Origin of the sequence: Cystobacter fuscus (genome assembly GCF_002305875.1) — a bacterium.
Lineage (GTDB): Bacteria > Myxococcota > Myxococcia > Myxococcales > Myxococcaceae > Cystobacter > Cystobacter fuscus_A.
The window spans coordinates 2047037-2060476 of record NZ_CP022098.1 but is presented as its reverse complement, the minus strand read 5'-3'; the positions used below and the strand labels follow the sequence as shown (position 1 = coordinate 2060476).

The following is a 13440-nucleotide window of genomic DNA, read 5'->3' as shown; positions in this document are numbered from 1 at the left end:
CGGGGGCCGCATGAAGACGGCGCATGTGGTGGTGGCGGCCGTGGTGGCGGCGGCGGTGACGGCGGGGGCCGTGGCGGTGTGGCGGCGGCGCAAGGTGGCGGCCCCCGCCGTGTCGCTGGTGCCGGCGGTGGAGAAGCCGGCGAGCGGCGTGCCGGCGCCCGTGGTGGTGAAGGCGGCGGTGGTGAAGTCCTTCGCGCCGGAGCCCACGCCCATCTTCGCGCCGCGCGCGGAGGTGGTGAATGTGTCCGAGGTGCCGTCGCTGCCGGTGATGCCGCCGGGGGCGAGTCCCGGCATCGTCGCCCCCAAGCTGGTGGCGGTGTCGAAGAACACCGGCATTGTCCCGAGGCAGCGGCTGGGGTCGGTGGTGGAAGCATTCTGAGAGGGGGCGGAGATGGCGGTGGGCGCGGTGGTGGCGGTGGGTGGCGCGGCGGCCGTGGCGGCGGCGGGGGCGTGGGTGGCGACGCGCGAGGGGGGCACGGCCGCCGCGCCAGCGGTGGCGCCCACGCCGAAGGTGGCGGCGCCTACGCCGGTGCCGACGGTGGAGAAGCCACCGAGCGGCGCGCCGGCGCCCGTGCCGGTGCCGGCCGCGTCGGGCGGCACCGGCATTCTCGGGGACGTGGTGAACAAGGCCGCCGAGAAGGGGTTGACGACGTTGCTCGGCAGCAGCGCGGCCACCGTCACCATGGGGTTGCAGGCGACGGACGCCATGCGCCAGGTGGTGACGGCCATTGCTGGCGCGGGTGCGGGCAACACCACGGCGGTGTTCGGCGCGGGCGCGGGCCTCGGCTTCGTGGCGAGGGAGGGAGTGGAGGCGGTGGGTTCGGCGCTGGGTGTTCCGGCTGAAATCAGCCGCCGCGTGGCCCAGACGGTGGGAGTCGCGGTGGCGGACCCGACGGGCATTCTCACCAGCCTGAAGGTGACGGGCGAGGTGGTGAGTCTGGGTATTCGCGCGGTGGCGGGGGCGGATGCCGAGCGCGCGGTGCGGGACGTGGTGGCGAAGCTGGACATCACCGACCCGAGGAATGCCGTGCACGCGCCCGTGGCGGCCGTGGCTTCGGCGGTGAGCGCGGCGGCCAACGTGGTGAAGAACGGTGTCACGTCCCTCTTCAAGGGACTGTTCGGGAAGTGAGGGCGCGGCAATGAATGGCATGACGGCGGCAGTGATTGGTGGCGCGGTCATCATCGCGGGGGCGGCGGTGGCGGCGGTGTGGTTGACCCGGACGAAGACGTCTGGGGTTGTGGTGTCGCAGGGGTCGGCGCCCGCGCCCGCGCCTGTCCCGGCGCCCGCACCTGTTCCGGCACCGGCACCCGCGCCTGTTCCGGCGCCCGCGCCCGCTCCGGCCAGTGGCATCGCGAAGACAGTCAACGATGTCGTGAGCACCGTGGGAAACATCGTCAACACGGTGGGCGGAGTGGTTGGTGGCATCACCAACCTGTTCAAGAACTTCAAGCTCTTCTGAGGGGTGAGTACATGCAAAGACAGACGGTTGTTACCATCAGCAGCGTGGTGCAGACGGTGGGCGCGGGGGGCATTGGGTTGCGGTTGGAGCCGCTCACCAATGCACTCACGGGGAATCCGGTGGACATGTCTGCGACCGTGAGGTTCAACCGCAACGACTCGCTGGTGCACGTGTTGGAGGACGACGGCGCGCGCTACTTCTCCGAGCCTTTCGAGGTGGCGGAGCTGGTGGGAGGGCGAGTGGGGGACAGGTGGCGGGTGACTGTCTTCGAGGGCTCGGCGGATGCGGTGGGCGGTGCCACGCGGCGGCGTGAGCGCTCGTTTCTGTTGGCCAACAAGGTCAACTTCGACGGCATGGTGAAGAACAATGGCTACTTCCTTCCCAGCGCCAACGGCAGCGTGGTGGATGCGGCGGTGTCGGATGGTGCGTGGCCGGCGCCGTTCGATGTGTCGCGCTTCCGTGAGCTGCATTTGTACGCGTGCGCCAGCTTCACCAAGGACCCCGCCTATCCGTCCAGTCGTCCCGCCCTCCAGGTGGGGCTCAATCTGCTGACGGGGCCTGATGCGCTCGCAGACCCGATTGGCGGGCCGATGCTGGAACTGGCGGGTGGAGAGCGGAAGGTGATTGTGCTCGGAAATGATGTCGCGACGTCTCGCCCGTCTGACCTGGCGGTGGATGGCTGGGTCGCGCTGAAGATGCGGCCGGCGTGGTTGCACGTGACGCTCACCTTCGTGGACCTGGCGGGCTACGCGGCAGCCAATCCCACGCGGGGGACTCCCATGTACGTGCGGCTCGTGGGCATGGAGTAGGCCATGGCCGCCGCGAGCGCGCAGGAGGTGGCCGCCATGGACGCGGCCATTCGCGAGGTGAGAGCGCAGTACGCGCGCGGCAAGGTGCGGGTGGAGGCCAACGCGGGCGGCTTCTTCGCGTCGGAGGAGGAGCGGTCCATTCGCGCGGCCTACCTCAACATGGGCGTGCTCCTGGAGAAGTGGGCGAGCACCTATCGCACCTGGGCGGTGCTCGGGCGGCGCGAGGACGGCAGCGAGTACGCCGTCCAGCGCTTCCTGGACTTCGGCCGGGTGGACTTGGCGGACGCGGTGGAGCGCATTGTCGGCGAGGCGTACGACCGGAGTCTTTTCGCGGCGGTGAAGCATGCCGCCGCGAAGACGGCGGAGACGGTGACGACGCCGGCACTGTGGCCGGCGTGGATGAAGTGGGCGGCGGCGGGTGTCGGCGCGCTCGTGGTGGTGGTGGCGGTGGCCGCGCTCGTGCGGCGGTGAGGTGAGACATGGAGCTGCATCAGGCGGTGACGGCCCTTGCGGCCTTCTTCGGCAGTTACCTTGGCCAGCGTCACGCGGCGGCGGCGCTCGCGCCTGCGCTGGACGCGCTGGCGCGGCGTGTGTCGCGGTTGGAGCGCTACGCGGCCCGCGTGTCCAGGTTGCTCGCGCGAGGCGCGCGGTGAGCCGCGGGGCGTGGCTCGCCCTGGTGGCGGCGGCGGTGCTCGGCGTGGGGGTGCTCATGTGGAAGGGGAAGGACGTGGTGACGTTGGCGCAACTGCGCGCGGTGATGCCACGCCTCACCGAGGCCCGCGCGGCGGAGTTGCTTCCGTGGCTGCTCGCGGCCATGCGTGAGGCGGGGGTGAGCACGCCCGCGCGCGCGGCGGCCTTCCTCGCCCAGCTCGCTCACGAGTCCGGTGAGCTGCGGTACTTCGAGGAACTGGCCAGCGGCGCGGCCTACGAGGGGCGGGCGGACTTGGGCAACACGCAGCCGGGGGACGGCGTGCGCTACAAGGGTCGCGGGCCCATTCAGCTCACCGGTCGCGCCAACTACCGCGCCGCCGGTACGGCGCTGGGGTTGGACTTGGAGGGCAGTCCCGCGCGGGTGGCCACGCCCGCCGTCGGCTTCCGCACGGCCGCGTGGTACTGGCGCTCGCGCGGACTCAACGAGCTGGCGGACGCGGGCCGCTTCGATGACATCACCCGCCGGGTGAACGGCGGACTCAACGGCAAGGCCGAGCGCGACGCCTACCATGCGAAGGCGCGCGCCGTGCTGGGGGTGACGGCATGAGTGCAGGCAGGGCGGTGGGCGTGGTGGCGGGCGCGCTGTTGGGGACGGCGGTGCTCGCGGTGGGCGTCGGGGCGGGTGTGTGGCTCAGTCGCTACTACTGGGGGCAGTGGGAGGCGGGAAATATCTCCTGGCTGCCGATTATCGGTACCAACAAGTCACCAGCGGCCATCAAGCGCTGGCCGAAGGCGACGCCGGTGGAGCGTTGACGTCATGCAAGGGTTTGCGCGCGAGGTGTTGTGGTGGCTCGGCGGCTTCATGGCCGCCGTGCTCGTGTATGGCGTCGTCGTCCTGACGGATGCCGGATTCAGACAGGGGGAGCGTGTGGACAGGAATGAGAAGACGGCCAGCGGCGTGCCGCTCGACTTCAACAACAACGGCGTGCCGGACTTCCAGGAGTCGTGGTTCTGGCGCGGGGTGTGGCGCGGCGCGGCCCTGCTGGTGAAGACGTTCGCCAAGCCGCACACGGTGGCCTACCGCGCCGTGGTGGCGGCGGAGGAGTACGAGCGCCAGGCGCGCGGGGAGCTGCACTGATGAATCGGGACATGGCGGTGGGGCTGTACATGCTGGGGCTCGCCTTCGTGGCGGGTTGGGTGGCGGCGGATGTGCTGGCGCGCCGCCGGGAGCGTGAGCGCGAGTTGGAGCGGCAGGTGGACCACCGCTTTCACCACGTCGCGCAGGCCGTCCAGGACCTGCACGGTCGCATCGACGCGGAGAAGTGGATGGCGGACCATGGCGCGCTCGAGGCGCCCACGGCCCCGCCGGCTCCGGCCTGACGGTGGTGCGTGGTACGGTGGCGGCGGGAGGAAGTGATGAACCGCCGCAACCGGGTTGGGAAGTTGACCGTCTTGAGACGGTTTCGTGGTGCTGGGCGCGACGTGGGCCGGGTGTACGCGGCCCGCGATGAAGAGACGGGAGCGCCGGCCGTGATGGTGGGCCCCGGCCGCGTCGGTGACTGGCGACCGGTGCGCGGCTGGAAGTTGACGGTGCTGGGTGGCGACCAGCCACGCCGCGCCTCCCTCCGGGTGGACCGGGCGCCGCGTGGTGCCTCTCTCGCGGACCTCTCCACGCTGCTGCTGCGGCTGGCGCTGGTGGTGGGGGACCTGGCGCGGCGGCGCGACGCGCGCGAGCACCTGATGACACCCGGCTGGCGTCTCCGGCCCCCGCCGCGGCTGGTGCTCCCAGCCGCGCTTGCGGTGGTGGCCGTGGTGGCGCTCGTCCTGTTGCCGCTGCGGGTGCTCGAGCGGCCGGAGCTGCCGCCGGTGGAGGCGGCGCGGACGTCGGATGAGGCGCCGTCCGCGTGGGCGCCCACGCAGGGCGTCTTCCCGGCTGGACCCATGCCCGCCAAGCCCTTTGAGCGGCAGAAGCGCCCGCCGTGTGACCCCGAGCTTGAGGACGAGGTGCGGGGCGGGTGCTGGACGCGGCTCAAGTCCGTGGCGCCGTGTCCGGCGAAGGCGTACGAGCATGAGGGGCAGTGCTACCTGCCCACGCTGGCGGCGCCGAAGCCCAGCCAGTCCATCCAGCCCTGATGCCTTGACACCGGCACGGGGCGGGCGCAACCTGCTGTCCAAAGAAGAGACTGCGCGCTTGAGGCCCTGGCAGGCTGACGGTGCGTGCATGTTCCGGGTGTTGCAGCACCGGGGACGTGCTAGAAGGCTGTCGGGCATGGCAGGACGGATGCCAGTCCGTCCGGTGTCCAGGAGGGCCCCTTGAGCGCGGCTGCAACCGCGTTCAAGCGGGCCCTCCGCTTTTGGGGGCCCCATGGGCGCCAAGAGGAACCCGAAGTCGAAGTCACCGGCGGGTCGAAAACGAGCCGCTGGGCAGGAAGAGCTACCTCTCGACAACAATCCCACGCTCGGACAGGTGACGGGATGGTACGAGCGCACGGTGCTGCCGCACCTGGCGAAGCGCACGGGCGACAGCCAGCGCTCGGTGTTGCGTCAGGCTGTTGCCGCGCTGCCCACGCACCCGGACGGACGGCACCTTGTGGACTGGCTGCACGGCCGCATGGAGCGCGGCGAACTCATGGCCAGCTCGGCCAACAAGGCGCTGAAGGTGCTCAAACACGTGTACCGGCGCTACGCGGACCACCGCTGGTGTCCACAACCCTTCGCACGAGTGCGGGCCTTCCCGGAGGAGAATCAGGCGCCGCGCTCGTTGGAGGACGCGGACACCACCTTTCCGCGCTTCCTCGCGGCCTGCCGGGACGACCGGGAGCGGGCGTGGCTGTGTGTGCTTCGCTACCTTGGCCTGCGGCGCGGAGAGGTGCTCGGCTTGGAGCCCAGACACCTGTCCCTGGCGGACTTGGACAAGGCGACGCTCGCCGTCGAGCAACAGCGCCAGCCGGACTACATCAAGCCGGGTCCGCTCAAGACGGCGAAGTCACGGCGCACGCTGATGGTGCCACGGCCACTCGCGGAGCTGCTCAAGCGCGTGCTCACCCAACGCCTGCGCGGCCTCAAGGACGCCCGCGGGCAAGCGTCGCGGCGCTTCGTCTTCCCCTACTCGGAGGCGCAGTTGACAGAGTTGTTGGAGCGGCTCCGGGCGGCCGTGCCGGGCGTGCTGCGCGAGCGCGAGCGCGGAGACCATGGTGGAGATGCGTGGCACGTCTTCCGCCACACGCGCGTCAAGGACTTCACGGGCGTGGGCACGCGGGTAGAGGACGTGGCGGTGTACCTGGGGCACACCAACATCCGCCACACGCAAGGGTACATGGACAACTTCCGGGCCCGCGTGGTGCCAGAGGACATGCAGCGCCAGTATTGGGCGGCGCACCCGCCCGTTGTGGCGGCGCCGGGAGACGTGGAAGTTCCGGTGGTTCAACACGCGAAAAGTGGGACCACAGGAAGTGACAGTTCAGTGCAGACGGCCCGAGTGGCCAGGAGGCGGTGAGATGTTCCGTTCGTCCAGTTGAACCAATGGAAGAGCCGCCGCGCCGCTCCCAGCAACTGCGGCAGGCACGTGAGGCCCGGCCACTGGGCGCACTTCTCCACCAATCCTTCCTTCACTCCATGGGCGAGCACGTAGCGCAACCGGCCCACCAGCGCCGTGTCGTCCAGCACCGGCTCCGCCGAGTACCGCCTCTCCCAGAAGCCTCCACTCCAGTCCACCAACCGCCCCACCTTCTTGGAGAGATTGGCGCGCAGGTACTGCATGAAGGAGGCGAGGGACGCACCACGAGCCCACACCAGCAGGTGGAAGTGATTGGAGGCGAAGGTGAATGCGTGTAGCCGCACGCCGCCCGCACTATGTTGCACCGCTTTGGCCAACACGCCTCCCACCACCTCGTTCACCTCCAGGCTGGGGCGCAGCAGCATTCGCCCCTGGAAACACCTGGACGTGACGAAATAGTAGCCTTCCTCCTGGAACATCCTCAGCGGCCAACCCATCCCCTCCCCCGCGTTTGCTCCGCGAGACTGAATGCACTCCGCAGGCCAGCCCTCAAGACCTCGGAATGACTTGGAAGGCCGTCGTTTGCCCCGTCCAAGCCGAGTCTCATTCCCCACTCGAGTCCCGGTTTCGAATCCTTTGACACCTCAGCGGGCGGTGGACACCTCAGCGGTGGACGGGGCATGGGCGTCATGATGACGACTGAAGTCCGTTCATCGGGAAGGAACCCATGCTGAAGCAGTCCCTCACGCAGGCCGCGGCCAACGGTGACTGGCGCACCGTGCTCGCGCAGCTCCTCGACGCCTGGCGGGCCGCGCCGCACCGCGAGCTGGCGGACCGCATCGCCGCCGTGGGCGCGAAGCTCGGCGCCGGGACCTGGGACACCGTCGCGACGAAGCCGGACCCCACGGTGCTGTCGGCGCTGCTCGACACCCTCCTCGACAAGGGCTCCGTCAAGGCACGCGCGCGGCTCGAAGCGATGGAGGCCTGGCCGGAGGACCCGCGTATCGACCGCTGGGTGGCGGACCGGTACGCGGACCCGCCCTTCACGAGCACCGGCGCACGTCCCTTCTGGACACGGCTGCTGCCACTGGCGCGCCGCGTCCGGGATGCACGGGCCGCGGAGACGCTCGCCAAGGCTCGCACGGGCTTCGACCGCTCGATTCTTCATGAAGAGTTCCTCGGCCGTCACCTCGACAGCCTCCAGTTCCAACTGAGCGCCGTGACGGACGCGGAGCTCTCTGCCGACCTCCGCGAGGCCCTGCCGGGAATCGACGCCGCGCTCCGCTCGGAGACCGAGGCCGCGAAGCCCCGCCGCTCGGCAGATGCCGAGGCGCTGCTCGCACAGGTGCTCGCGAAGCCGGAGGACGACGAGGCGCGCGCCGTGCTCGCGGACGTCCTGCAGGAGGCCGGACATCCTCGCGGGGAGCTCATCGCCCTCCAGCTCGAAGCGACCCGCCGCACGCTCACCCCCGCGGAGGCGAAGCGCGAGCGGCAGCTCATCAAGTCGGCGCGCAAGGAACTGCTCGGCCCGCTCGACGAGGTGCTGAAGCCCGACTGCGCCTTCTCGCGCGGCTTCCTCTCCCGCGCGGCGCTGAAGCAGGGCAACTCAGGTGCGCTCGCGAGCGCCATCGAGAAGACCGCCGGCCACCCGCTGTGGGCCACCGTCGAGCACCTCGAGGGCAAGGGCGACTCCAGCATCACCCCGCACGAGGTGATGCGCTCACTGCGCTCCCTCGCGCACAGCAGCGTCGGCATCAAGAGGCTGGCCCGGATGCCGAAGCTGGAGGCGCTCGTCGATGACAGTCACTCCGAGGACTGGCTCGCGCTCGCCCAAACGCAGGAGGCCTTCCCGCGGCTCCGCGAGCTCGACGTCCAGCTCTTCCCGCGACAGGCGCGCGACTTCCTCCTGTCGCCTCTCGTCGCGCGCCTGGAACGGCTCCAGGTGCGGCTGGACCTTCCAGGTCATGACCCGTCCATCGCCGAGGCCGCGCTGCAATGGCTTGCACTCGTGCCGAGGCTGAACGTCCCCGACCTCACCTTCCGCATGGTCCGCTACAGCACCAAGGACTGGAGCAGCGGCTACCAGTTCGTCCGGGACGCCTCGGGACAACTCTCCGTCCGCGTCTTCACCACCGCGATGAACGAACCCCACGAGGCGCTCGTGCAGGCCGATGTACTGCGCGGCCTGGATGAGATTGTGAAGCTGAAGCCCGCGAGCCTCGTCGTCGCCCATCAACTGCGCACGGACGTCCGGACCGCCGTCGAGGCGCGGGCGCGCGAGCTCGGGGCCACGCTGGAGACCTGAGCTGCGTATAAGCGGGAGGGGGGACCTGTTGAGGGGGAGGGCTGGAACCGAGGCGACCGGCCGGCGCGGGCCCCCTGCCCGACAGGCTCCTCCGCTGCCTGACAACGTTGCCAACCGCAGGCCGGGGTGCTCTGGTCGGGGCCTGCACAGCCCCTGCACCCGCGTCCGCAAGGGCGGCGGTGTAGGCCCGCCCCCCCCACGACTCCCGCGACCTTGACCCACGACGGCTCAGGAGGCCGACCGATGCGCTTCGAACCGCCACGCCCCACGGCACCGCGACGCTCCCGAGCCGGCGCCCGCAGGCTCCTCGTCGCCGTGGGCGTCGCGGCCCTCGTCGCCCCCCTCGCCGCATGCCGGCCCGCGGACGCGGCTGACGCCGCGGACCCGACCGGCCCGACCGGCTCGGCGTGGACCCTGAGCACCACGGACCCGACCCGCGACTACTCCCCCACGTTCGTCGGCAACGGCTACCTCGCGGCGCGCGTACCGGCCGAGGGTGCCGGCTGGTCCAGCGCGCCGGTCCCCACCCAGGCGCAGGTGGCCGGGTTCTACGCCCACCCGCGGGGCGACGTCGAGATCCGGGCCAGCCTGCCCATGTGGACCTCGCTCGGCTTCTCCGACGGCAGCGGCAGCTACGGCGGCGGCCCGGACGCGGCCCTGTGCCGCTACGGCCTGGTCTGCGAGGCCGAGAGCGGGGAGCTCGCGAGCGGCGCGACCCGCGCGACCGACCACTCCGGCGCCTCGGGCGGCGCGTTCGTCGCCGGCTACGGCGACCAGGGCCACCCGGTCGTCGGCGCGCGCATGACGCTGCAGGTCACCGACGTGCCGACGACCGGAACCTCGACCCTGTGGGTGCGCTACGCCAACAGCGACGGCGGGGACGGGGTGCGTACGCGCAGCCTCAGCGTGTGGGTGGGCGGCACGAAGCAGGGCACGGTGGCGCTGCCGCCGACCGACGGCTGGGACAGCTGGTCCACCGCGACCGTGCAGGTCCCGCTGAGCGCGGGGACCGACACCGTCGCGCTGTCCTGCGAGGCCGGCGACGGGTGCATGGTCAACGTCGACTCCCTCGCCCTCACCACCGACGGCACACCTGCTCCTGCCCCTGGCAGCGGCACGATCAGCGACTACCGGCAGACCCTGGACCTGCGGCGCGGCGTCCTCACGACCTCGCTGACCTGGACCTCCCCCGCCGGCCGCGCCACCGATCTGCGCTACGACGTCGTCGCCGACCGGGCGCGGGCGCACGTGGGAGCCGTGCGCCTCACCGTGCGGCCGCACTGGAGCGGGACCGCGAGCGTCACCGACGCCTTCGACGGGCGGGCGGTCCACGCGGCGGCGGTCTCCGGGACGGGGCTCGACCCCGCCCGCGGCCAGCTGCGGGAGACCGTGACGGCCGAGGGCACCGGAGCGGTGGCAGGCCTCGTGTCCACCCTCAGCGTCGGGGATGCGGTCACCCCGACCGCGCTCGTCGACGGGCTCGCGAGCTCGAGCGCCGCGCAGCGGGCCCGCTTCGAGGTGCGCGACGGGAGCACGTACACCGTCACGAAGTACGTGGGGATCGCGACCAGCGTCGACACCGACCGCGTCGACGGGCTGGCGCCCGTGGCGGCCGCGGCCCAGGCGTCCGGCGACGCCGCCACCGCCGGCTGGGACTCGCTGCTGCGCGGCCACGAGGCGGCGTGGGCCGACCTCTGGGCCTCCGACATCCGCGTCCCCGGCGACGACGCCCTGACGCTGCAGGCCCGCGCCAGCATGTTCTACCTGCTCGAGAGCGTCCGGTCCGGCGTCGACTGGAGCACCTCGCCGGGAGGCCTGTCCTCCGACGGCTACTCCGGCCACGTGTTCTGGGACATGGAGACCTGGATGTACCCCGCGCTGCTCGCCCAGCACCCGGACCTCGCGGAGGGTGCCACCGCGTACCGGCAGCGGCTGCTGCCGGGGGCCGAGGCGTACGCGGCGGCAGGCGGCTGGCAGGGCGCGCGCTTCCCGTGGGAGAGCGCCTCGACCGGTGACGAGCAGACGCCGACGTGGGCCGACACCGGCAAGTACGAGATCCACGTGACGGCCGACGTCGCCCTGGCCCAGTGGCAGTACTACCAGGCGACCGGCGACGAGCAGTGGCTCGCCGACAAGGCCTGGCCGGTCCTCGAGGCCGCCGCGGACTTCTGGGCCAGCCGCGCCACCCGCGCCGACGACGGCAGCTACCACATCGACGACGTGATCGCGCCGGACGAGTACGCGGTGCGCGTCAACGACAACGTCTACACCAACGTCGCGGCCGCCTCCACGCTGCGCATCGCGACCGCCGCCGCGAAGACCCTGGGCCGGACGCCCGACGCGCGCTGGTCCACCGTCGCCGACGGCATCGTCGTGCCCTTCGACTCCGCGCTCGGCATCCACCCGGAGTACGACGGCTACCGCGGGCAGACCATCAAGCAGGCCGACGTGGTCATGCTGCAGTACCCCTGGGGCTACCCGATGCCGAAGTCGGTCGCGCAGGCCAACCTCGACTACTACGTGGGGCGCAGCGACCTCGGCGGTCCGTCGATGACGGACGCGATCCACGCGATCGACACCGCCGAGCTGGGGACGCCGGGCTGCGCCTCGTACACGTTCCTCGAGCGCAGCGTGGACCCGTTCATGCGGGCACCGTTCGACCAGTTCAGCGAGACCCGCGGCGGGGGCGCCTTCACCTTCACCACGGGCGCGGGCGGGTTCCTGCAGGAGTTGCTGTACGGGTTCCCCGGCCTGCGCTGGGATGCCGACGCCCTGCGGCTGGACCCGATGCTGCCGCCGCAGCTGCCGGGGCTCGAGCTGACCGGGCTCGCCTGGCAGGGACGCCGGTTCGACGTGAGCGTCGGGCCGAGGACGACCACCGTCACGCTGGTATCGGGGGCTCCGCTGCCCGTCGCCATCGCCGGTGCCGCGGCGCGCACCGTCCAGACGGGCGGCTCGCTGACGGTCCCGACCCGCCGGCCGGACCTCGAGCCCACCTTCGACACCGCCCGCTGCGCCGTGGTGTCCGCGAGCTCCGCCGACGCCAGCTTCCCCGCGGTGGCAGCGGTCGACGGCAGCGTGACCACGCAGTGGCGACCGATGACCGCCGGGGCGTCGCTGACCGTCGACCTCGGCAGCGCGAGGACGGTCCGCCGGGTGCGCGTGGTCTCGGCCACGGGGCGAACCACCGCGTACGACCTCGCTGTCTCCGCCGACGGCAGCACGTGGACGCCCCTGGGCACGGTGGGCACCGCCGACGACGCCACCAGCAGCGTCGTCACGGCACCCACGACCGCGCGCTACGTCCGCTACACGGCGGCGTCCGGCGTCACGCCCGAGGTCGCGAGCCTCGAGGTCAACGACACCTCAGTGCCCGACGCACCGACCGGTGTGACCGGCGTCCCCGGTGACGGGCAGGCGACGGTCTCGTGGACCGCACCGCGGTGGGACGGCGCCGAGCCGGTCGACCACTCCACCGTCACCGCGTACGTCGGTGGCTCGGCGGCGGCGTCGGTGACCACGAGGGACGCGTCGACGTCGGCGGTGGTGCCCGGGCTGGTGAACGGCGTCGCCTACACGTTCGTCGTCACCGCCCACAACCGCCTCGGCGACGGGGCTGCCTCGGTCGCCTCGGCACCCGTGCAGCCCCGGGTGGCGCTGGCACGCATCGACGCCGCCGTCGACCGGCTGGCCGCCTCCGGGCATGTGGCTGCGGGCACCGCCCGGAGCCTGCACGAGCTGCTCGCTGCGGCGAGGACCGCCGACGCAGCAGGCGATGCCGCGACGACGCTGCAGCGCCTGCGGGCCGTGCGGACCGCGGTCGACACCGCGCCGGAGAGCGAGCTCGACGGGACCGCCCAGGCGCAGTTGGAGGACCTGCTCTTCCAGTGGCTGCACTCGCCGGCCGGGCTGGACGCGGTCGTGCACGAGCTCGCCGCCCTGACCCGCGGCGGGGAGGTGGCCTCGGCCACGGCCCGCGACCTGCAGGCGCAGCTGGCCTCGGCCACGGCAGCCCAGCAGGCAGGGGACTCCGCGCAGGTCCGCGCGGCGCTCTGGTCCGTGCGCGGCGTGCTGGCGGCGGCGAAGCCGAGCAATGTCAGCACGCACGCCCGCTCGGTCCTGCTCGCGCTGGTCGAGCCGCTGCTGGACCGGACCCTGGAGGCCGAGGACGCCGTGCTCGGCGGCGGGGCGTGCACGGCCACCGACCACGGGGGCTACACCGGCAGCTCCTTCGCCGCGTGCTTCGACCGGAAGGGCGCCGCCGTCGGGTTCCAGGTCGAGGCCGCCCAGGCGGGCACGTACGAGCTCTCTCTGCGCTACGCCAACGGGACGGGGTCGGACAAGGCACTGACCCTCACCGTGGGCGCGGCGCCGGCACAGCAGGTCACGCTGCCGTCCACCGGCGGCTGGGACACCTGGGGCCTGCAGACGGTGCGGGTGGCGCTGCCCGCGGGAGTGACCACGGTGTCGTACGCGTACGGGCCCGAGGACAGCGGCCACGTCAACATCGACAGCCTCACCGTGCAGCCGCGCTCGGCGTCCTGAGCAGGACGGGCGGGCCGCGGGGACCGCTCCCCCGCGGCCTGCCCCTACGCCAACCCAGTCCGGTGGCCGTCCCTTCCCTACGCCTCCCGCGCTCCCTCGCTCGCCCTCCTCGAAATGGCGGAAGTCGAGTTTGACACCTTCCCCGGTGTTCCCCAACCTGGTGGGCCTGAGCGG

Annotated in this window: 15 protein-coding genes; 14 read left to right on the top strand and 1 reads right to left on the bottom strand. The window is 72.0% G+C overall.

All coding sequences use genetic code 11. From position 1 onward, the window contains the following. Positions 1-10: 10 nt before the first annotated feature. From CYFUS_RS08595 to CYFUS_RS08545, 12 genes are all read left to right on the top strand, one after another. Positions 11-379, top strand: a complete 369-nt coding sequence (locus tag CYFUS_RS08595) for a hypothetical protein (protein WP_095984785.1) — start codon at positions 11-13, stop codon at positions 377-379. 12 nt (positions 380-391) lie between these two features. Beyond that, complete coding sequence (locus tag CYFUS_RS08590; RefSeq protein ID WP_095984784.1) at positions 392-1129, top strand: hypothetical protein; 738 nt, start codon at positions 392-394, stop codon at positions 1127-1129. A 10-nt stretch (positions 1130-1139) separates the two neighbouring features. Next, positions 1140-1460: a hypothetical protein gene (locus tag CYFUS_RS50440; protein WP_232537917.1), complete on the top strand. Its 321-nt coding sequence runs from the start codon at positions 1140-1142 to the stop codon at positions 1458-1460. A gap of 11 nt (positions 1461-1471) precedes the next feature. After that, a complete protein-coding gene (locus tag CYFUS_RS08580; protein ID WP_157758331.1) occupies positions 1472-2269 on the top strand; it encodes a hypothetical protein in 798 nt (265 codons plus the stop codon). 3 nt (positions 2270-2272) lie between these two features. Next, on the top strand, positions 2273-2740 hold the full coding sequence (locus tag CYFUS_RS08575) for a hypothetical protein (RefSeq protein ID WP_095984782.1): 468 nt from the start codon (positions 2273-2275) through the stop codon (positions 2738-2740). Between the two features lie 26 nt (positions 2741-2766). After that, positions 2767-2922: a hypothetical protein gene (locus CYFUS_RS50435; protein ID WP_157758330.1), complete on the top strand. Its 156-nt coding sequence runs from the start codon at positions 2767-2769 to the stop codon at positions 2920-2922. Next, entirely contained in the window at positions 2919-3527 is a 609-nt protein-coding gene (locus CYFUS_RS08570) for a glycoside hydrolase family 19 protein (RefSeq protein ID WP_232537448.1), read from the top strand. Before CYFUS_RS50435 ends, CYFUS_RS08570 begins: the two co-directional genes overlap by 4 nt. Further along, the gene (locus CYFUS_RS08565) at positions 3524-3733 is read left to right on the top strand and encodes a hypothetical protein (protein ID WP_157758329.1); all 210 of its coding nucleotides are present in this window, start codon (positions 3524-3526) and stop codon (positions 3731-3733) included. Before CYFUS_RS08570 ends, CYFUS_RS08565 begins: the two co-directional genes overlap by 4 nt. A gap of 4 nt (positions 3734-3737) precedes the next feature. Then, positions 3738-4058 carry a hypothetical protein gene (locus tag CYFUS_RS08560; protein ID WP_095984780.1) on the top strand — a complete coding sequence of 107 codons (321 nt, stop codon included), beginning with the start codon at positions 3738-3740 and terminating at the stop codon, positions 4056-4058. Further along, entirely contained in the window at positions 4058-4300 is a 243-nt protein-coding gene (locus CYFUS_RS08555; RefSeq protein ID WP_095984779.1) for a hypothetical protein, read from the top strand. The genes CYFUS_RS08560 and CYFUS_RS08555 overlap by 1 nt, the downstream gene beginning before the upstream one ends. Before the next feature lie 72 nt (positions 4301-4372). Then, positions 4373-5053, top strand: coding sequence for a hypothetical protein (locus CYFUS_RS08550; protein WP_157758328.1), 681 nt, complete (start codon positions 4373-4375; stop codon positions 5051-5053). A gap of 232 nt (positions 5054-5285) precedes the next feature. Next, entirely contained in the window at positions 5286-6416 is a 1131-nt protein-coding gene (locus CYFUS_RS08545; protein WP_095984777.1) for a tyrosine-type recombinase/integrase, read from the top strand. On the opposite strand, the gene CYFUS_RS08540 is transcribed toward CYFUS_RS08545, so the two are convergent. Further along, positions 6344-6841, bottom strand: a complete 498-nt coding sequence (locus CYFUS_RS08540; RefSeq protein WP_232537447.1) for a transposase — start codon at positions 6839-6841, stop codon at positions 6344-6346. The genes CYFUS_RS08545 and CYFUS_RS08540 overlap by 73 nt on opposite strands. Before the next feature lie 302 nt (positions 6842-7143). Between CYFUS_RS08540 and CYFUS_RS08535 the strand changes: the two genes are divergently transcribed. Then, positions 7144-8721 (top strand): TIGR02996 domain-containing protein, encoded by a 1578-nt coding sequence (locus tag CYFUS_RS08535; protein WP_095984776.1) that lies wholly within the window; start codon positions 7144-7146, stop codon positions 8719-8721. A gap of 243 nt (positions 8722-8964) precedes the next feature. After that, a complete protein-coding gene (locus CYFUS_RS08530; protein WP_095984775.1) occupies positions 8965-13266 on the top strand; it encodes a carbohydrate-binding protein in 4302 nt (1433 codons plus the stop codon). Positions 13267-13440: the final 174 nt, after the last annotated feature.

Coding starts and splice junctions, on each gene's coding strand:
- CYFUS_RS08595 (WP_095984785.1), top strand. CDS start 11: ATGAAGACGGCGCATGTGGTGGTGGCGGCCGTGGTGGCGGCGGCGGTG.
- CYFUS_RS08590 (WP_095984784.1), top strand. CDS start 392: ATGGCGGTGGGCGCGGTGGTGGCGGTGGGTGGCGCGGCGGCCGTGGCG.
- CYFUS_RS50440 (WP_232537917.1), top strand. CDS start 1,140: ATGAATGGCATGACGGCGGCAGTGATTGGTGGCGCGGTCATCATCGCG.
- CYFUS_RS08580 (WP_157758331.1), top strand. CDS start 1,472: ATGCAAAGACAGACGGTTGTTACCATCAGCAGCGTGGTGCAGACGGTG.
- CYFUS_RS08575 (WP_095984782.1), top strand. CDS start 2,273: ATGGCCGCCGCGAGCGCGCAGGAGGTGGCCGCCATGGACGCGGCCATT.
- CYFUS_RS08565 (WP_157758329.1), top strand. CDS start 3,524: ATGAGTGCAGGCAGGGCGGTGGGCGTGGTGGCGGGCGCGCTGTTGGGG.
- CYFUS_RS08560 (WP_095984780.1), top strand. CDS start 3,738: ATGCAAGGGTTTGCGCGCGAGGTGTTGTGGTGGCTCGGCGGCTTCATG.
- CYFUS_RS08555 (WP_095984779.1), top strand. CDS start 4,058: ATGAATCGGGACATGGCGGTGGGGCTGTACATGCTGGGGCTCGCCTTC.
- CYFUS_RS08545 (WP_095984777.1), top strand. CDS start 5,286: ATGGGCGCCAAGAGGAACCCGAAGTCGAAGTCACCGGCGGGTCGAAAA.
- CYFUS_RS08540 (WP_232537447.1), bottom strand. CDS start 6,841: ATGCTGCTGCGCCCCAGCCTGGAGGTGAACGAGGTGGTGGGAGGCGTG.
- CYFUS_RS08535 (WP_095984776.1), top strand. CDS start 7,144: ATGCTGAAGCAGTCCCTCACGCAGGCCGCGGCCAACGGTGACTGGCGC.
- CYFUS_RS08530 (WP_095984775.1), top strand. CDS start 8,965: ATGCGCTTCGAACCGCCACGCCCCACGGCACCGCGACGCTCCCGAGCC.